This is a genomic window from Tenacibaculum mesophilum, from assembly GCF_003867075.1.
GTDB lineage: Bacteria > Bacteroidota > Bacteroidia > Flavobacteriales > Flavobacteriaceae > Polaribacter > Polaribacter mesophilus.
Window position 1 is genome coordinate 3145768 of the sequence record NZ_CP032544.1, and the last position, 20359, is coordinate 3166126.

General features: G+C 32.5%; 14 protein-coding genes, 1 pseudogene and 1 riboswitch. Of the genes and pseudogenes, 12 read left to right on the plus strand and 3 right to left on the minus strand.

The annotated features are described in order from the left end of the window. Window positions 1-2 precede the first annotated feature (2 nt). Window positions 3-1940, minus strand: a complete 1938-nt coding sequence (gyrB, locus tag D6200_RS14365) for a DNA topoisomerase (ATP-hydrolyzing) subunit B (RefSeq protein ID WP_047788474.1) — start codon at window positions 1938-1940, stop codon at window positions 3-5. Between the two features lie 429 nt (window positions 1941-2369). Between gyrB and D6200_RS14370 the strand changes: the two genes are divergently transcribed. Further along, complete coding sequence (locus tag D6200_RS14370; RefSeq protein WP_073181635.1) at window positions 2370-3548, plus strand: DUF3103 family protein; 1179 nt, start codon at window positions 2370-2372, stop codon at window positions 3546-3548. A gap of 87 nt (window positions 3549-3635) precedes the next feature. Here D6200_RS14370 and asnB read toward each other — a convergent pair whose 3' ends face one another. Next, entirely contained in the window at window positions 3636-5297 is a 1662-nt protein-coding gene (gene asnB, locus D6200_RS14375; protein WP_073181633.1) for an asparagine synthase B, read from the minus strand. Between the two features lie 251 nt (window positions 5298-5548). Then, window positions 5549-5746, plus strand: a riboswitch (cobalamin riboswitch). Window positions 5747-5841: 95 nt separating this feature from the next. Between asnB and D6200_RS14380 the strand changes: the two genes are divergently transcribed. The 10 genes and pseudogenes from D6200_RS14380 (at window position 5842) to D6200_RS14425 (ending at window position 17440) form a co-directional block, all read left to right on the plus strand. After that, complete coding sequence (locus D6200_RS14380) at window positions 5842-6906, plus strand: hypothetical protein (RefSeq protein ID WP_073181631.1); 1065 nt, start codon at window positions 5842-5844, stop codon at window positions 6904-6906. Window positions 6907-7112: 206 nt separating this feature from the next. Continuing rightward, window positions 7113-8504, plus strand: a complete 1392-nt coding sequence (locus D6200_RS14385; RefSeq protein ID WP_073181629.1) for an anthranilate synthase component I family protein — start codon at window positions 7113-7115, stop codon at window positions 8502-8504. Between the two features lie 83 nt (window positions 8505-8587). Next, entirely contained in the window at window positions 8588-9181 is a 594-nt protein-coding gene (locus tag D6200_RS14390; RefSeq protein WP_047788470.1) for an anthranilate synthase component II, read from the plus strand. A gap of 10 nt (window positions 9182-9191) precedes the next feature. Continuing rightward, entirely contained in the window at window positions 9192-10181 is a 990-nt protein-coding gene (gene trpD / locus D6200_RS14395; RefSeq protein ID WP_073182668.1) for an anthranilate phosphoribosyltransferase, read from the plus strand. Between the two features lie 26 nt (window positions 10182-10207). Continuing rightward, window positions 10208-10561: pseudogene (locus tag D6200_RS14400) on the plus strand (four helix bundle protein). Window positions 10562-10587: 26 nt separating this feature from the next. Beyond that, complete coding sequence (gene trpC / locus D6200_RS14405) at window positions 10588-11376, plus strand: indole-3-glycerol phosphate synthase TrpC (protein ID WP_047788469.1); 789 nt, start codon at window positions 10588-10590, stop codon at window positions 11374-11376. 115 nt (window positions 11377-11491) lie between these two features. Continuing rightward, the gene (locus tag D6200_RS14410; protein ID WP_073181627.1) at window positions 11492-12121 is read left to right on the plus strand and encodes a phosphoribosylanthranilate isomerase; all 630 of its coding nucleotides are present in this window, start codon (window positions 11492-11494) and stop codon (window positions 12119-12121) included. A 10-nt stretch (window positions 12122-12131) separates the two neighbouring features. Further along, window positions 12132-13307, plus strand: coding sequence for a tryptophan synthase subunit beta (gene trpB / locus D6200_RS14415; RefSeq protein ID WP_073181625.1), 1176 nt, complete (start codon window positions 12132-12134; stop codon window positions 13305-13307). Window positions 13308-13435: 128 nt separating this feature from the next. Continuing rightward, on the plus strand, window positions 13436-14206 hold the full coding sequence (trpA, locus tag D6200_RS14420) for a tryptophan synthase subunit alpha (RefSeq protein WP_073181623.1): 771 nt from the start codon (window positions 13436-13438) through the stop codon (window positions 14204-14206). 66 nt (window positions 14207-14272) lie between these two features. Next, on the plus strand, window positions 14273-17440 hold the full coding sequence (locus tag D6200_RS14425; protein WP_073181621.1) for a S41 family peptidase: 3168 nt from the start codon (window positions 14273-14275) through the stop codon (window positions 17438-17440). 70 nt (window positions 17441-17510) lie between these two features. On the opposite strand, the gene D6200_RS14430 is transcribed toward D6200_RS14425, so the two are convergent. After that, window positions 17511-18119 carry a TonB-dependent receptor plug domain-containing protein gene (locus tag D6200_RS14430; RefSeq protein ID WP_073181619.1) on the minus strand — a complete coding sequence of 203 codons (609 nt, stop codon included), beginning with the start codon at window positions 18117-18119 and terminating at the stop codon, window positions 17511-17513. Between the two features lie 129 nt (window positions 18120-18248). On the opposite strand from D6200_RS14430, the gene recQ reads away from it, so the two are divergent. Next, window positions 18249-20354: a DNA helicase RecQ gene (gene recQ, locus D6200_RS14435; RefSeq protein ID WP_073181617.1), complete on the plus strand. Its 2106-nt coding sequence runs from the start codon at window positions 18249-18251 to the stop codon at window positions 20352-20354. Window positions 20355-20359: the final 5 nt, after the last annotated feature.

Sequence of the window (20359 nt, forward strand, 5' to 3'; positions counted from 1 at the left end):
TTTTATGCATCAATATTCGCATATTTTGCATTCTTTTCTATGAAATCTCTACGTGGAGGAACTTCATCACCCATTAGCATAGAGAATATTCTATCAGCTTCAGTTAAGTTGTCAATAGTAACTTGTCGTAATGTTCTAAACTCAGGATTCATGGTAGTGTCCCATAATTGTTCTGCGTTCATCTCTCCAAGACCCTTATAACGCTGAATAGTTACTGAACCACCCATTTTTTGAGCAATTAAATCACGTTGATTGTCATCCCATGCATACTCGCGTTTTTGCCCTTTTTTAACTAAATATAAAGGAGGAGTAGCAATGTAAATATATCCTTGTTCAACCATTTCACGCATGTAACGGAAGAAGAATGTTAAAATTAAAGTAGCAATGTGGGAACCATCCACATCGGCATCACACATAATAACTACTTTATGGTAACGTAATTTGGTTAAGTTTAATTCACGAGGGTCGTCTTCTGTTCCAATAGTAACTCCTAATGCAGTAAACATGTTTTTGATTTCTTCATTTTCAAAAACTTTATGTTGCATAGCTTTTTCTACATTTAAGATTTTACCTCTTAAAGGAAGAATAGCTTGGAAGTTACGGTCACGACCTTGTTTTGCAGTACCGCCTGCCGAGTCTCCCTCAACAAGGAATATTTCACATTGAGCAGGGTCAGTTTCAGAACAGTCAGATAATTTACCAGGTAAACCACCGATGCTCATTACTGTTTTACGCTGTACCATTTCACGAGCTTTGCGTGCTGCGTGACGTGCTTGTGCAGCTAAAATAACCTTTTGAACAATGGTTTTAGCGTCGTTTGGATTTTCTTCTAAGTAATCTGTTAACATTTCAGATACCGCTTGTGATACAGCAGCGCTTACTTCACGGTTACCTAATTTTGTTTTTGTTTGACCCTCAAATTGAGGTTCTGCTACTTTTACAGATACAATTGCTGTCAATCCTTCACGGAAGTCATCACCAGCAATTTCGAATTTTACATTTTTAAGTAAACCAGACTCATCAGCATACTTTTTTAATGTGTGCGTTAAACCACGACGGAAACCTGATAGGTGTGTACCTCCTTCGTGTGTATTAATGTTATTTACGTATGAGTGTAAATTCTCAGCATACGAATCATTGTACACCATAGCAACTTCTACAGGAATTCCATTTTTTTCACCTTCCATAGAAATTACATCTTGAATAATCTGTGTTCTTGTCCCGTCTAAGAATTTCACAAATTCAGATAAACCTTCCTCAGAATGAAATGTTTCAGAAATATTATTTCCTTCATCATCCTGATTACGTTTGTCAGTTAACGTAATGGTGATACCTTTATTTAAGTATGCCAATTCGCGCATACGTGTAGCTAAGGTATCGTAGTTGTATTCTGTTGTTTGTTGAAAGATTGATTTATCTGGCAAGAAGCTAACAATAGTTCCAGTAAAATCTGTATCTCCAATAGTTTTTACAGGGTATAAAGTTTTACCTCTTTCATATTCTTGTTGCCAAATTTTACCTTCTTTATGTACAGTTGCAGTTAAATGATCAGAAAGTGCATTCACACAAGAGACCCCAACACCATGTAGTCCACCAGATACCTTGTATGAATCTTTATCAAATTTACCACCAGCACCAATCTTGGTCATTACAACCTGTAGTGCAGAAACTCCTTCTTTTTTATGAATTCCAACAGGAATACCACGACCATTATCTTTTACTGTAATAGAGTTATCTTCATTAATATCTACTGATATTTCATCACAGTGACCAGCTAAGGCTTCGTCAATAGAGTTATCTACAACCTCATATACTAAATGGTGTAATCCTCGTACTCCAACATCTCCAATATACATGGAAGGACGCATGCGTACGTGCTCCATTCCTTCTAGCGCCTGGATACTATCGGCAGAATAATTATGTTTTTTTTCTTCGCTCATTATAAAGAGAATTAAATTAAAGTCTTTATCATAAAATAATCGCTCGGGAGCGATTATTGTTACATTACAAATTTACGATTTTATAAACTTTAAATAAAGTTTTTAAGAGGTTTTTGTGATGTTTTATCAACAATTGCTTAAGAAATAAAAAAGCCCTTAAAACGGCTAAAAACACTTTTAAATTAGAATTTGAAGATAAATGGATAGTTTGGTTTAATCTTTTTTTATAAAAATAGCTTATTTGGCTTTAAAAATGTTTTATAAAAGTAAAGTTATAAAATTGTTTGTTTGGTGTTAAATAAATGAATTTAAATTAGTGTTTGATGGTTTTTTGTTTATGTTTTTGTAAAAAATTAACATTTTTTAAGGTTTTTATTGTGTTTTTTGTTAATATTGAAGCTAGTATTAATAAATTAAATTTTTTTTAAAATGAAAACCCCCCGAATTTTATTAGGAGCTTTATTGGCTTCTATGTTGTTTATTGGCTGTAACAATTCTGAAGAATTAGTTACTGGTTCAGAAAGTTTGACAGAAGAGCAAATTTCTAGTTTAACAAATAAGAAAGAAGCTACTTTTCAATTTATTGATTTGATGAAGAATCAAAGCTTTAAAGAAAAGACTCTTGAGTTGTTGAATAATCAGCAACCAAGTGTAGCGATGTCTAAAATTTTAAACCAAACTTCTGAGTTTGTAAGTGATGAAGAGTCATATAAAATGTTAATGTCTAAAACCACTATGTTAGAAGGTAAGGCGTCTAAAGAAGCCGCTCCTGAAAAGATAGAGATTTTGGAAGTTTGGATGCACAATGGAGAGAGAATAGAAGATTTTTCTAATGTATTATTTTCTTTTGCTCCTGAAGGAGATGAGAAAACTTGGGAGAGAGTTGAAGCGTATACAATAGATAAAGAAGTTGTTTATCTTGATCCTAAAGAAGCACCAAGTCAAACAGTTATTGTTATTGAAACTGATGGTTTTGAAGCCTTGAAGAGAGAGGTAATTTATATGAATGAGTATCTTCAAGAAAATGGAGTTCAAAACAACAGGTTTTTAAAGTCTTCATTAGATTTAAGTACTAAATCTGCAAGAAACACTGGATTAGAAACTACGAAGTTAGATAAAATAAGATTAAATGACGATGAAGAACCTTGGATAAGTGGTGCTGCTGAGGTATATGCAATAACATCAGGTATTAAAGATGATAAAAACAATCCTGAAATTAAGGTAATACCTATGTATTATTTAGATCATGATGATACTGATTATTATCCGAATCAAATATTATTGTTTTGGGATGATTATCAATACCAAGCTGCAAATATTCAGTTATTTGAAAAAGATGACAATACAAATTATAAAGACTTAGTTTCTGCTATTGTAAATGGAGTTTTTCAAATTATAGGAACAGTTTCAACACAACCTTGGGTTAATGTTTTGGGTCAGATTGCTGGAGCAATAATTCAAGCGATGCCTGATAGCTGGTATGCCAATAATGATGATTATGTAGATTCGTTTTATACAATTGAAAAAAATAAGAGTTACTATAATTATTATGGAGCTAGAAGAAATGCAAAGGTGAACTTATCTCCTTTTTATGTAGCTCCAAATTAAAAAATAAATTTAAAGGAATAACAAAAACCTCGCCAATAAGCGAGGTTTTCTTTACAACTAAAATTTGAAAAAAACTAAGAATTTTTCTTAGTAAGCGTCTTCATGTACAGCTTTGATAGCTCTACCAGAAGGTTCGTTTTGGTTTTGAAAACTTTTATCCCAAGCCAGTGCAGTAGGAGTGCTACAAGCAATTGAAGGTACAGATGGAACTGTTAAAGCAGCAGTTTCACTTGGAAAATGCTCTTCAAATATTGAACGATAATAGTATTCTTCTTTAGCTCTTGGTGTTTGCGTAGGAAAGCGATGTGGAGCATTTGCCATCATTTCGTCAGTAATAGCAGCTTCTACAACTTCCTTTAAGGTGTCAATCCAGTTGTAGCCAACTCCGTCAGAAAATTGTTCTTTTTGTCTCCAAGCTACTTCTTTTGGTAAATAGCTCTCAAAAGCTTTACGTAACACCCATTTTTCCATACGTTCATCATTAATCATTTTGTCTTCTGGGTTAATACGCATTGCTACATCCATAAATTCTTTATCTAAAAATGGTACACGACCTTCAATTCCCCAAGCCATTAAACTTTTATTGGCGCGTAAACAATCGTATTGATACAATTTATCTAGTTTTCGTACAGTTTCTTTATGGAATTCTTCTGCATTAGGGGCTTTATGGAAGTATAAATATCCTCCAAAAAGTTCATCAGCACCTTCGCCAGATAAGACCATTTTTATTCCCATAGATTTAATAACACGTGCCATTAAATACATTGGAGTAGAGGCACGAACTGTTGTAATATCGTAAGTTTCCAAGTTGTAAATAACATCTTTTATTGCGTCTAAGCCTTCTTGAATAGTAAAGGTTATTTCATGATGAATAGTATCAATATATTCCGATACTTTTTTAGCTGCAGCTAAATCAGGTGAACCTTCTAAACCAATAGAAAATGAATGTAATTGCGGATACCAAGCAGCATCTTTATCACCAGATTCTACGCGTTTAGCAGCATATTTTTTTGCAATAGCAGAGGTGATGGAAGAATCCAATCCACCAGAAAGTAATACTCCATAAGGTACATCACTCATTAGTTGCCTATGAACAGCGGCTTCTAAAGCATCGCGAACTTCATCTATGGAGGTCTTATTGTCTTTCACAGCTTCGTATTCCATCCAATCACGAGAATACCATTTTTGTAATCCGTCTTCACGCGTATAATAGTGTCCTGGAGGAAAAATTTCGATTTTGTTACAAACTCCTTCTAGCGCTTTTAACTCAGAGGCCACATAAAAAGTTCCGTGTTTATCCCATCCCATGTATAAAGGAATAATTCCCATATGGTCACGAGCTACTAAATATTCATCTGTAATTGAATCGTATACAGCAAAACCAAAAATCCCGTTTAAATCATCTAAAAACTCAACTCCCTTTTCTTTGTATAAAGCTAAGATAACCTCACAATCAGATTTAGTTAAAAACTCATGTTTTTCCTTAAGTTGTTTTCTTATTTCTTTATGATTATATATTTCTCCATTAGCAGCTAAGACAAATCTACGGTCATGGCTAAATAGAGGTTGTTGTCCAGAGGCAGGATCAACAATTGCTAGTCGCTCATGTGCCATAATTGTTTTTTCATCGCTATAAATTCCACTCCAGTCTGGACCTCTATGGCGAACTTTCTTAGCCATTTCTAATAATTGAGGTCTTAATTTATCTGAAGATTGTTTTAAATCAAACGCACATACAATTCCACACATAATTTTAATTTTATTGTTTATTATAATGCAAATAACTGAATGATGTTTTTATTTTTAAACAATTATGCTTTTTTTGATTATATATTATAACTTTAAAAGTTGAAAAACATATTTTAATTAACTTTAATTTGCGTTTTAAGCTATTATTATTCTACTTTTTAATTATTCTTATAACAATTATGAGAGTTTACTTTTATCGAAAAAGAAGGAAGTGTAATTTTAACAGTAAAATTAGTGTTTCTTTCCTACGACTAAAATATATTTGCCGCGGTTTTTCTTTATTGTAAAGAAAATTAAAAGGGAATTAGGTGAGAATCCTAAACTGTACCCGCAACTGTAAACTTAGTCTATTAAAACTATAGATACTTGTTATTTCTTACGCCACTGTTTTTACGGGAAGGTAGTAGCAAGATGTTAGTCAGGAGACCTGCCAAAATTTAATTCATTGCTTTTCTTTCGGGTTAAAAGAAGAAGCAGTAAAGAACATTTGAAATATAATGTTTGTATTTTTTTGTTTTCAGAAACTTTAAATTTAATTATAATAATGATACGTAATTATAGTATTGTATTGGTATGTTTAATATCAGTTTTTTTTTCATGTTCAAGTGATTCAACGAAACAAGAACCAACTCCAATTTATGATAATTCTTTTATACTAAGTTATGAGGGGGACAAAACAGTGGTAGGGCATTTAGATGAAAGTCAAGTTTTTACCCCAAATGTATATGAGTCTCTAAATAAAAATTCAATATCTTTTACAAACTTTGAAAATAGTTTATTCATAGTGTCTCAAGACGGACCTAATTTTGTTACAAAATTAAACTTAAAAGATCTTGCAGAAGAAGTAGCAGTGACTACATCTAAGGTAAGTAGTCCTTCGTACTTGGCTATGTACTCAGAAACTGATGGAGTAATCATTTCTACTGGTGGAAGAGGAAGACGAAGAACATATGATTTATCGTTTTTTAATATAAGTGAAGGAGTGAAAGATAAGATTGATGGAGTTTCTTCAAAAGTATTGTTTTCAAAATCAGGAGTATTGGTAGATGGAGAAAACGTATTGATTGCTGACGATAAAGAGTTGAAAGTATTAAATATCAAAGATAAGTCAATAAAAACCACAGTAATATTTGATGATGTAATTTCAGGAATCTTAAAAGATAAAAACAATAAAATTTGGATAGGAACTGAGAAAAGAGTTGGAGATGCTAAGTTTGTAAGTTTGGCAACTGATTATGGTATTGATGAAACGGTTACATTAACAGGAGTGAATTTGTATAAGAATAGTATGCTTTCTGTAAGTGAATCAAGTAGTTATGTTTATTGGTCAGAAGTGTCAACAGGAGTGATTCACCGTTTTAACACAGAAACAAAAAAAGCAGAAGAATTTATTAATCCAACTACAGAAGGAATAATGCTTACAACTGTTATAAGAGAGCATCCTATTACAGGAAAAGTATATGTTTTAGGTGCAGAAGATTTTTTTGATACAGATAAAAGTATACTTACTATTTATAATGAAGATAAATCTGTTTTTAAAACTGTAAAAGGAATAGGTAACTCGCCAATAGATATTTGCTTCTCTAAAGAAGATTTTTCTGTAAATTAAGTATTGTTTATTTATTTTTAATACGAAAAAGTTTGTAAAATCAAAATCACTTTATACATTTGTAGCATAATGATAAAACAACAATTAAATAACTGGTGGTGGAAAACTCATAACTTACGTTAGTGAGACCATCTTGTTATATCTATAATACAACGAAAAGGCTTATCTCATGATAAGCCTTTTTTGTTTTTTACATATTAAATAAAATGAAAAAAATTACCTTTAAAACAATAGCAAAAAAACAATTGGCAGATATGATAACGCCAGTTAGCTTGTATTTAAGAACAAGAGACAAGTATGCGAATAGTTTGCTGTTAGAAAGTTCAGATTATCATAGTAAAGAAAATAGTTATTCGTTTTTGTGTATAGAACCTTTGATAACCATCAAGGCAGAAAATGATGAATTGTTATTGTCGTATCGAAAAGAAGAATTAGAAAGAGAGCCTATTCAAAGAAATTTTTATGAGAAGTTTGATGCGTATAGCAATGTTATTTCGATAAATTGTTCAGAGGAAATAAAATCATTTAATGGATTGTATGGTTATACAACTTTTGATGCGGTTCAATACTTTGAAACAATTCAGTTAAAATCAGATAAAGCACCTTCTGAAATTCCAGTATTACAGTATAGCTTTTTCCGATTTATTGTAGCAATCAATCATTTTAAAAATGAAATGATTTTGATAGAAAATATACCAGAAGGAGAAGAATCTCGATTATCAGAAATTGAAAACTTGGTAAATTCTCAATCTTTTGCTAAATACGACTTTGCTTTTCAAGGAGAAGAAACTTCGAATATCACGGATGAGGAATTTAAGCAAAGTGTAACAAAAGCAAAGGAACATTGTAAAAGGGGAGATGTTTTTCAGTTGGTTTTATCACGTCAATTTCAACAAAAATTTAAAGGAGATGAATTTAATGTGTACAGAGCATTACGCTCTATAAACCCTTCTCCATATTTATTTTATTTTGACTACGGAAGCTTTAAATTGATGGGGTCTTCGCCAGAAGCACAAATTAAGATAAATGAAGGTCAGGCTATTATTAATCCAATTGCAGGAACCTTTAGAAGAACAGGTGATGATGAAAAAGATAGAGAGTTGGCGAAAGAGTTAGCAAATGACCCGAAAGAAAATGCAGAACATGTAATGTTGGTTGATTTAGCGAGAAATGATTTAAGTAAACATGCAACCAATGTAACAGTTGAAACCTATAAAGAGGTTCAATATTTTAGTCATGTAATTCACTTGGTATCAACAGTAACAGGTAAAATTACAGGAAACCCAATAGAAATTGTTGGAGATACATTTCCAGCAGGAACATTAAGTGGAGCACCAAAATACAAAGCCATGGAATTGATAGATACATACGAAAATCAAACCCGTGGATTTTATGGAGGATGTGTTGGTTTTATTGGACTGAACGGAAATGTAAATCAAGCCATAGCAATTCGTTCTTTTGTAAGTAAAAATAATACTTTGTTTTACCAAGCAGGTGCAGGAATTGTAATTAATTCTAAAGAAGAAAACGAACTACAAGAAGTAAATAATAAGTTAGCAGCACTTAAAAAAGCATTGGTGTTAGCAGAAGAAATATAAAATTAGAATTGAGATGTTTGTATTTACATGTAGGATATACATGTTTTATTATTACTCAAACCTCAATACTCAATACTATAAATATGAAGATATTAATATTAGATAATTACGACTCATTTACCTATAATTTGGTACATTATGTGGAGGATATAACAGGAAAGTTGCCAGATGTGTATCGTAACGATGAAATTTCAGTAGATGAAATTAAAAAATACGATGCTATTATTCTGTCACCAGGACCAGGTATTCCTGATGAAGCAGGTATTTTAAAGGAAACTATAAAAACCTATGCAGGTAAAATTCCAATTTTTGGAGTGTGTTTGGGTTTGCAAGCAATAACGGAAGTTTTTGGAGGTAAGTTAGAAAACTTGAACGATGTATTTCATGGAGTAGCTACTGAAATGAAAGTGACTAAAAATAATGCAATTACCTTTAAAGATATTTCAGAAACTTTTGAAGCTGCACGTTATCACTCTTGGATTGCTTCACACAACAACTTTCCTGAGGAACTAGAAATAACAGCAGTTGATGAAGAAGGAAGCATTATGGCATTACGCCATAAAGAATTTGCTATTGAAGCAGTACAGTTTCACCCAGAAAGTATTTTAACTCCAGACGGAAAAAAAATGATTCAGAATTTTATTGCTTTTGCCGAAAGCCAAAAGCCAAAAGCTTAAAGCTATTGATATGAAAAAAATACTAAACACCCTATTTGAACAAAAACGATTGACCAAGGAACAATCGAAAGAAGTTTTGATAAATATTGCACAAGAAAAATACAATGCTTCACAAATAGCTGCATTCATTACCGTGTTTTTAATGCGACCAGTTTCGGTTGATGAATTATCAGGGTTTAGAGAAGCTTTATTAGAATTAGCGATAAAGGTAGATTTATCAGACTTTAATACGATTGATTTATGCGGAACAGGGGGAGATGGAAAAAATACGTTCAACATTTCAACATTAACCTCATTTATTGTGGCGGGAACAGGACATAAAGTTGCAAAACATGGAAATTATGGTGTGTCTTCTGCATCAGGTTCTTCTAATATGTTAGAGTTTTTAGGATACAATTTCACAAATGATGAGACTACGTTAAAGCGTCAGTTAGAAGAAGCAAATATTTGTTTTTTACACGCACCGTTATTTCATCCGGCGATGAAAGTTGTAGCACCTATTCGAAGAGAATTAGGAGTAAAAACATTTTTTAACATGTTGGGGCCATTGGTAAATCCAAGTCGTCCACAAAATCAATTGGTGGGCGTATTTAATTTAGAGGTTGCCAGAGTGTACAATTATATGTTGCAACAATCTGAAGTAAATTATGGTGTGGTACATGCATTAGATGGGTACGACGAAATATCGTTAACAGGAGATTTTAAATTATTTACAAAAGAGGCAGAGCAACAAGTTTCTCCATCTGACTTAGGACAAAAACAAATTTCTCCATCAGCTATTTTTGGAGGGAATACCGTTAAAGAAGCTGCTGAAATATTCGTAAATATTATTAATGGAAAAGGAACAGAAGAGCAAAATAATGTGGTATTAACTAACGCAGCATTTGCCTTAAAAACGTTTAATAAAAATAAGAGTTTTGAAATCGCATTTGAAGAAGCTAAAGATTCGTTATTAGGGTTAAGAGCGAAAGAATGTTTAAATAAATTAATTACGAATTAGTAATTACGAATTATAAGTTGTTAATTATGAAGAAGGGTAATATTATTCAGGAAAAGAGCTATGATTTTGCTGTGAGAGTTGTGAACTTGTACAAACATTTATCACAAGAGAAAAAGGTGTTTGTTTTAAGTAAACAATTATTACGTTCAGGTACATCAATTGGAGCGAATATAGAAGAAGCAATTGGTGGTCAGAGCAGAAAAGATTTTTATGCTAAACTAACCATAACATATAAAGAAGCAAGAGAAACACATTATTGGATTCGTTTGTTAAAAGACACTAGTTTTCTTTCAAAAGATACAGCATAATCATTTTTAAATGATACAGAGAAAATACTTAGAATCATAGGAAGTATCCAAAAGACAATTCGTAATTCATAATTAAAAAATCATAATTTATAATTGAAATGACTATACTAGATAAAATAATAGCCTTTAAAAAACAGGAAGTAGCAAAAATAAAAGCTGAAGTTGCTGTTAAAAAGCTGGTTGAAAGTCCGAATTTTAAAAGACAACCAATTTCTTTGAAAAAATCATTGTTGGAGCCTTATTCAACAGGAATTATAGCAGAGTTTAAACGTCAATCGCCTTCTAAAGGAATTATCAATGACAAAGCAACGATTACTGAAGTAACGAATGGATATTTAGATGCTAATGTAGCAGCACAATCAATCTTAACCGATACTTCTTTTTTTGGAGGTACCATGGCAGATTTGATGGAAGCACGAGTAATTAATCAACAAAAACCCATTTTAAGAAAAGATTTTATTGTTGATGGGTTTCAAATAGTAGAAGCTAAAGCAATTGGTGCTGATGTGGTGTTGTTAATAGCTACTTGTTTGACAGCCGAACAATTGAAGAATTACGGTCAATTAGCAACAGATTTAGGATTAGAAGTCTTATATGAAATCCATACCCAAGAAGACTTAGATAAAATTGGAGATTTGGATAATAAAATTATAGGAATTAACAACAGAAACTTAAAGACGTTTGAAGTTGATTTAGAACACTCAATAAATTTAGCAAGTCAAATTCCAGATACAGTTGTAAAAGTTTCAGAAAGTGGAATTTCAGATCCAAGGATTATAACAGGATTAAAAGAACATGGTTTTCATGGTTTTTTAATAGGGGAAAACTTTATGAAAACAGAAAATCCAGGTCAAGCATGTCAAGAGTTTATCGATCAAATTAGATAATGTCAGTTCGAGTGAATTTATGAGGAACGAATAAATTAGTGTCGAGAACAAGTACTTCTCGATACAATTTTCTCACAAAGTCGAAAATTACTCGAAATGACGAAATATAAATAATATGAAACTAAAAGTTTGTGGAATGAAGTTTATAGAAAATATTCAGCAAGTAGCTGAGTTACAACCTGATTATTTAGGGTTTATTTTCTATGAAAAATCATCAAGAAATTTTGAAGGCATCATTCCGAAACTACCTAAAGGAATCAAAAAAGTAGGTGTTTTTGTAAATGAGTATTTGGAGATTGTAGTTTCTTTAGTTGAAGAATATCAGCTGGATTCGGTTCAGTTGCATGGAGATGAACCTGTTGAATATATTCGAAAATTAAAGGAACATTTACCAAAACTAGAAATTATTAAGGTGTTTGGAATCAAAGACAAATTTAATTTTGAGATATTAAAACCTTATGAAGAGGTAATAGATTATTTTTTGTTTGATACCAAAGGTAAAGAGCGCGGAGGAAACGGAGTAACATTTAATTGGCAAATTTTACAAAACTATAACTCAACCAAACCTTACTTTTTAAGCGGAGGAATAGGCTTAGAAGAAGTAGGAGAATTACAATCCTTTCTTAAAAGAAAAGAATCACAATACTGCTATGCAATTGATGTGAATAGCAAGTTTGAAACCAAGCCAGGAGTAAAATCAGTAGAAAAAATAAAAAAGTTTAAAAAGCTAACGGCTAACAGCTAAAACAAATTATATGAAATTTCAACCAGACAATAACGGATATTACGGACAATTTGGAGGAGCATTTATACCAGAATTGTTATACCCAAACGTAAAAGAATTAGAAGATAATTATATAAAAATTATAGAATCTGAAGAATTTCAAGAGGAATATAAAGATTTATTAAAACACTATGTTGGTCGTCCAAGTCCACTGTATTTAGCAAAAAGGTTATCAGAAAAGTATGGAGCAGCTATTTATTTAAAAAGAGAAGATTTAAATCATACAGGCGCGCATAAAGTAAACAATACCATTGGTCAAATTCTAATCGCAAAACATTTAGGAAAAACTAAAATTTTAGCAGAAACAGGTGCAGGGCAACATGGAGTGGCTACAGCTACAGTATGTGCCTTAATGGGATTAGAATGCGTTGTTTTCATGGGAGAAACTGATATTCAACGTCAAGCGCCGAATGTAGCCCGTATGAAAATGTTGGGGGCTAAAGTAATACCAGCAACTAGTGGAAGCAAAACCTTGAAAGATGCTACGAATGAAGCCATCCGTTATTGGATTCAACACCCAGATACCTATTATTTAATAGGCTCTGTGGTAGGTCCGCATCCGTATCCAGATATGGTAGCGCGATTGCAAGCAGTGATTTCAGAAGAAATGAAAGTGCAATTGAAAGAACAAACAGGGAAAGAAAATCCTGATATTATTATAGCTTGTGTAGGTGGAGGAAGTAATGCAGCAGGTGCTTTTTATCATTATTTAGAAGATAAAGAAGTGGAACTAATCGCAGTTGAAGCAGCAGGATTAGGAGTGAGTTCTGGAGAAAGTGCAGCAACGTCACAATTAGGAGAAGTAGGAGTTATTCATGGGAGTAAAACCATCTTAATGCAAGATGAATACGGACAAATTGTAGAACCATATTCTATTTCTGCAGGATTAGATTATCCAGGAGTGGGACCGTTACATGCTTATTTACATGAAACAAAACGAGCAACATTTATGAATGCTACGGATAAAGAAGCACTAGATGCTGCTTACGAACTAACAAAAATAGAAGGAATTATTCCGGCATTAGAAAGTGCACACGCATTAGCAGTATTACCAAAAATGGATTTACAAAAAGATCAGGTGATTGTGGTGAATTTATCAGGTAGAGGAGATAAAGATTTAGAAACGTATATAAAACATTTAAGCTAATAGTTAAAAAGAATGTCACATCGAGTGAATTTGAGAGGAACGAATAAATTTGTATCGAGATGTAATAAGTTCTCGATACGATTTCCTCCTAAAGTCGAAAATCACTCGAACTGACAAAACCATAGAAAATGAACTCAATTCAACATATATTCAATAAAAAGGAAAACAATTTATTATCAATTTTTTTTACCGCAGGTTTTCCAAAATTAGAAGATACTACAAAAGTTATTGCTAAGTTAAGTAATAGTGGAGTAGATTTTATAGAAGTAGGTTTGCCATATTCTGACCCACTTGCAGATGGACCAACTATTCAGCATAGTAGTGATGTAGCGTTGAGAAACGGTATGAATCTCGACGTGGTTTTTAAGCAATTACAAACGATAAAAGGTTCAAATAAAACCCCTTTAGTATTAATGGGATACTTGAATCAGATTATTAAATACGGGGAAGATAGGTTCTGTAAAGAAGTAAGAGATTGCGGAATAGATACTGTAATTATTCCCGACTTACCTATGGTTGAATACGAGAACCATTATCAACAGTTGTTTGAAAAATACGGAATTACAAATGTATTTTTAATTACACCACATACGTCTGAAGAACGCATTCGTAAAATAGATTCTTTAACCAATGCTTTTATTTATGTAGTTGCTTCGGCATCTATTACGGGAGCCAAAGGTGAAGTTTCATCAGCACAAATAAATTACTTTAAAAGAATTCAAGCGATGAATTTGCAAAGTAAGTTAATTGTTGGTTTTGGTATTTCAGATAACAAAACTTTTACTACAGCTTGCGAGTACATGAATGGAGCTATTATAGGTTCAGCTTTTATTAAAGAATTAGAAAAAAATGGGATTGAAGAGATAAGTAATTTTGTGAGAACTGTTAAGAACTGTTAATATATTCCTAATTTTAAGAGAATTTTAGTCATAATAAAGTAATTTGGTGATTTAAAATCAAATAACATGACTAAAAAGATATTCTTAGGGGTGGCTTTAATAGCAAGTAATTTTTTATTTGCCCAACATACACTAATTCGTAAGCCTGTGATTAGCCCTGATGCTTCTCAAATGGCATTTAGTTATTATGGCGATATTTGGCTATATAACTTTAACAATCAGCAAACAAAAAGGTTGACTATTCATAAAGGCTACGAAAGTAACCCTGTTTGGAATGAAAAAGGAACTGAGATTGCATTTTCATCAAATAGAAAAGGAAATGATAATGTATTTGTAACTTCTATAAAAGGAGGAGTTCCTAAACAGTTAACATACTACCCTACAGCCAATATTCCTACAGATTGGACAAAAGAAGGAGATATTGTTTTTACGACTGGTCGTGTGTTAAGAGGTCCAGAGTGGGATAAACAAATGTATGTAGTTAATGAAAAGGGAGAAACACCTCGTCGATTATTAACTGCTTATGGTGAAATGGCTTCGGTATCTCCTAACGGAAAATTAATTGCTTTTACCAAAGGAGCATGCCGTATTGCTCGTGAAGATTACTCAGGTTCTGCGCAACGTGATATTTGGGTTTATAATACTGAAACAGATGAATATCATCAAATAACAACAAGTAACAAGAATGATCACTCTCCTGTTTGGGATGCAGTGGGGAATTTATACTACATCGGAGCAAAAAGTGGACGTTATAATATTTATAAACAAGTAATTTCTGCAAATGGAACTGCCAATGGTACAGCTACTCAATTAACAAATCAAACAAAAGACGGTGTACAAACATTCTCAGTAAGTAATAATGGAACGATTGTTTATACCAGTGGGGCAGATACTTTCAAGTTAGAAAATGGAAAAACTCAAAAAATTAACTTAGATATTGTTTCAGATAATCGTTTTGAAGAAGAAGAAACTAAAACAGTTTCAGGAAACATTGGTAATTATGCAGTTTCACCTAATGGAAAAAACGTAGCATTAGAAATTAATGGAGAAATCTTTATAAAGGAGAATAATAAAGAAAAGAAGCGCTCAAACAATGTGAGCAAGCATCCATATAGAGATATTAATCCACAGTGGTTAGACGATAAAACAGTTGTTTTTTCTTCAGATAGAGACGGAGTTTATCAATTCTACAGTGCAGTTTCTACAGATACTTTGGTGGGGTTGCACCGTAGTTTAAAAACAAAAGTTTCTAAACTAACAAATAGCAAAGAAGATATTGAATATTCCTTAGTTTCTCCTGATGGAAAGAAGATAGCTTATCAGGTGGGAAGAGGAATTTTAATGATTGCTGATATTAAAAAAGGAAAAATAACAAATGCTAAAGAATACTCTAATTCTTGGGCAGCTGCTGAAGGAGTTTCATGGAGTCCAGATAGTAAATACATAGCCTATTCTCAAGAAGACTTAAATTTTGATAGCGAAATTTTTATTCAATCTGTAGAGAATCCTTCTACTAAAATGAATGTGTCTATGCATCCTAGAAGTGACCGAAATCCAGTTTGGAGTGCTGACGGAAAAAAGTTAGCATTTTTATCAAATAGAAGCGGAATCAATTACGATGTTTGGATGGTTTGGTTGGAAAAATCTGATTGGGAAAAGTCAAAACTAGATCACGAAGAAGGAGCTTATTATCCTGAGAAGAAAGAAGAACCTTCTAAAGAGAAAGACGCAAAAAAAGGAAAGAAAAAGAAGAAAAAAGTAGTTGTAAAAATAGATGAAGATAAAATTTACGACCGTCTAGTACAAGTTACTTCTTTACAAGATGATGAGTATAGTCCTGTGTTTAGTGCAGATAGTGATTTCATTTATTTTTCAGCAACCAACCCTGCTACAGAAAAAAGAAGTACATATAAAGTTAAATGGGATGGTAGCAAGCCAAAATTAGTAAAAGGAGTTGCTAATGCACGAAACTTTACTGAAAACAAAGGGAAAATTTATTTTACTTCAAGAGGAAAATTAGCTGAATTAAATACAAAATCAGATAAAGTAACAAGATTGCCTCACAGTGCGACGTACACAACAAATAGAAAAGAAGTGTATCAACAGGTTTTTGAAGAAGGAATTCGTGCATTAACAGCTGGTTTTTACGATCCAGAATTTCACGGATACAATTGGAATGCTTTAGTAAAGAAGTACAAGCCTTGGGTATTGTCAGCAACCACTCACGAAGATTATACCTATATGTTTAATTTGTTGTTAGGACAGTTAAATGCGAGTCATATGGGCTACCGAGGAAGTGCTCCAAGAAATACAAGTGATAAAGTTGGAGTATTAGGTTTAGAAGTAGAGAACACTAAAAAAGGAGTAAAGGTTTCTTATGTGTTACCAAATTCAGTAGCAGATAAATCAACCAGTAAGTTAAAAGTGGGGGATATTATTACTGCTGTTAACGGACAAGAAATTAAAAAGAATACGAATTTTTATAGTTTACTAAAGAATACTCAAACTAAGGAGATTTTGTTGAGTTTAGGTAACGGTAAAGAGGTAGTATTACGCCCAGAAAGGTCGTTAAGAAGTTTACAATATGAGGAATGGGTAAACTCTAGAAAGAAATTGGTAGATGAATATTCTAACGGTCAGTTAGGGTATATTCATATTCAAGGAATGAACATGCCAAGTTTCGAGCGTTTTGAACGTGAACTAAAAGCAAGTGGTTATGGTAAAAAAGGAATCGTAATTGATGTTCGTTACAATGGTGGTGGATGGACTACTGATAGATTAATGGCAGTGTTAAATGTAGATCAACATGCATATACAATTCCAAGAGGAGCAGCAAAGAGTTTAAAAAATCATCAAAAATTTGCAGATAACTATCCGTTTAATGAACGTGCTATTTTATCGGTAAACACAAAACCAGTGGTAGCATTATGTAATGAAAATAGTTATTCAAATGCTGAAATTTTCTCACATGCCTTCAAGAGCTTAGGGTTAGGGAAGTTAGTTGGTCAGCCAACTTTTGGAGCTGTTGTATCTACAGGAGGTAAACGATTAGCTAACGGAATGATTCGTATGCCTTTTAGAGCATGGTTTGTAAAGAAAACAGGAGAGAACATGGAGAACGAAGCACCGGCAGTACCAGATTACTTAGTGAAAAATGCACCAGGATGGAAAGATAGAGGAGAAGATGCTCAGTTAAAAAAAGCAGTGGAGGTGCTGTTACAAGATATTAAGTAATATGGATAAGTTAAAACAAAACCTGAGTTTTTATTCAGGTTTTGTTTAATAGTTTACAGTAGTAATGAGTTTAATGTCTAATAACTTCAATAACTCCATGGGCACCTCTAGAGCCGTATTTTGCTGCTTCAGGTCCTTTGAGGATTCTTATTGATATTATATTTGAAGGTACAATATCTGAAAAAACAGATTGGTCAACAGCATTATTATTTATTACAAATAAAGGAGTAGAGTTTCCGTTAACTGTATTGTAGCCTCTTATTAAAATCGTATTGTCAGCACCAACAAGAACACCAGGAACCTTTCCCCTTATATAATCGTAAATATTTCTATATTGAGAAGTACTTATGTTTTTTACATTTGTATTTCCTACTAAGGTTAAGTCATTTTTTTCATCTATAGTTATTGTAATTTCCTTTTCATTATTATACTTAATCTTTTTTATTCCTACTTTAGGAGAGAAAGCACTTATTTCTTTAGGAGCTTCAGAGATTTTTATTTTGAAAACTCCTTTAGAGTTTGTCCAGCTTTTTTGTCTCACATTATCAAAAAGAATAATGGCTCCAGGTATAGGCTGACTTTTGTTGTTTACAACATTGATTGTTAGTTTTTTTGTTTGTGAACTAATAGAAAAACAAAAAACGAGAGAAGTAATAAGTAAGAGTATTTTTGTATACATGTAATCTATTTTTATTATCACAATATAAAAAAATAAATTACTTGTTTCTAATGTTTTATTGTGTCTTTTTCAAGAGGTAGTCAGTGGTCGAGTATAATCTTGATGCTTTTTTATTCCTATTTTTGCCAAATGATGCAGATTACAGAACAAGAATTGTTAGAAAAATTAAAGGTAAATTTTGGATACGATAGTTTTCGTTTAGAGCAACAAGCTATTATCGAAAATATTTTAGCAAAAAAAGATACGTTGGTTATTATGCCAACAGGAGGAGGAAAGTCTATTTGTTACCAATTACCGGCATTATTTTTTGAAGGTGTTACGTTGGTGATTTCTCCATTAATTGCTTTGATGAAAGATCAAGTAGATAGCTTAAAAGCAAACGGAATTCCTGCTACTTTTTTTAACAGTAGTCAATCAACTGAAGAGCAGCAACAAGTATTTGATGCAATGGCTTCAAAAAGTATAAAATTATTGTACGTCGCACCAGAAAGTTTATCATTGCTTCAAAATGTATTGAACCAATCTTATATAAGTTGCATAGCGGTTGATGAGGCGCACTGTATTTCTGCATGGGGGCACGATTTTCGTCCTTCTTATAAACAACTAGCATTTTTAAAAAAATCGTTACCAGATGTTCCTATTGTAGCGTTAACGGCTACGGCTGACAAAGCAACGCAACAGGATATTTTAGAGCAATTAACAATACCTAATGCTACACAATTTATAAGTTCTTTTAACAGAGAAAATATTGCTTTAGAAGTGCGTCCTGCAAATGATAGAGTGCAACAAATTATTAAGTTTATCCAAAGAAGGCCTAATGAAGCAGGAATTATTTATTGTTTAAGTAGAAAAGCTACAGAACAATTAGCTAGTAAACTGCAACAAAACAATATTGATGCAAAGGCATATCACGCAGGATTATCTTTTGAAGAAAGAGCTAAGACTCAAGAGGCTTTTATTAAAGATGATTGTGAAGTAATTTGCGCAACTATTGCTTTTGGAATGGGAATTGACAAATCGAACGTTCGTTGGGTAATACACTACAATATGCCTAAAAACATTGAAGGCTATTATCAAGAAATTGGACGTTCTGGTCGTGATGGATTACCAGCAAATGCTTTACTTTTTCATAGTTATGCGGATGTTATTCAGTTGCGTCAGTTTATAGAAAACACAGGAAATAAAGAAGTTCAAGAGGCAAAATTAGAACGTATGAAGCAATTTGCGGAAGCTACGGTTTGCCGAAGAAAAATATTACTCAGTTATTTTGGAGAACTAATTGAAGAAAACTGCGGAAATTGTGATGTGTGTAAGAATCCTCCACAATTTTTTGATGGAACTGTTATTGCGCAAAAAGGACTCTCAGCTATTTATCGATTACAAGGAAAAGAAGCTATGGGAACTGTAATTGATGTACTTAGAGGAGCCAAAAATGCCACGGTTTTAGATAAAAGCTACGATAGATTGAAAACCTACGGTGTTGGTAACGATATTTCTTGGAGAGATTGGCAACATTATTTAATTCAGTTAACCAATCAAGGATATTGTCAAATAGCTTTTCATTTAAACAACAGTTTACAGCTTACCGAGTTTTCGAATAAAGTGCTTTTTGAAGGAGAAAAAGTACAATTAACAACTCCAGTAGCGTTTACAAAGGAAGTAAAAACGGTAACAAAAGAGAAAAAGAAAAAAGCAGTTAAAGACACGTTATTTGAGCGTTTGAGAAAACTGCGTTATCGCATTGCCCAAGAAGAAGATATTGCAGCATATTTAGTTTTTAATGATGCTACACTTAAAGAAATAGAGAATGAAAGACCACAATCTGACGAAGAATTTCTAGCAATAAGTGGAGTGGGACAGCGAAAATTAGAAGTGTATGGAGCTGAGTTTATGGAAGAAATCAAAACTTTTTTAAACGAAAAGAAGAAAACTAAAAAAGATACCACTTTAGAAACGTTTAAGTTATATAAAGAAGGATTTACGGTTGAAGAAATAGCAGAGAGCCGAGGGTTAAAACCTACCACTATTTTTTCTCATTTATCTAAGTTATACCTAGAAGGAAAAGATGTGAGCTTGGATGAGTTTATAGAGGCAGATACATTAGCTTTGGTAGCTAATGCAAAAAAAGTATTGAAAAATGAGACAGCTTTAAAACCTTATTTTGAGTTTTTAGGAGAGAAAGTTCCGTATGAAAAAATACGAGTAGGATTGACCATTTTACAAAGGAAAGGATAGTGTAT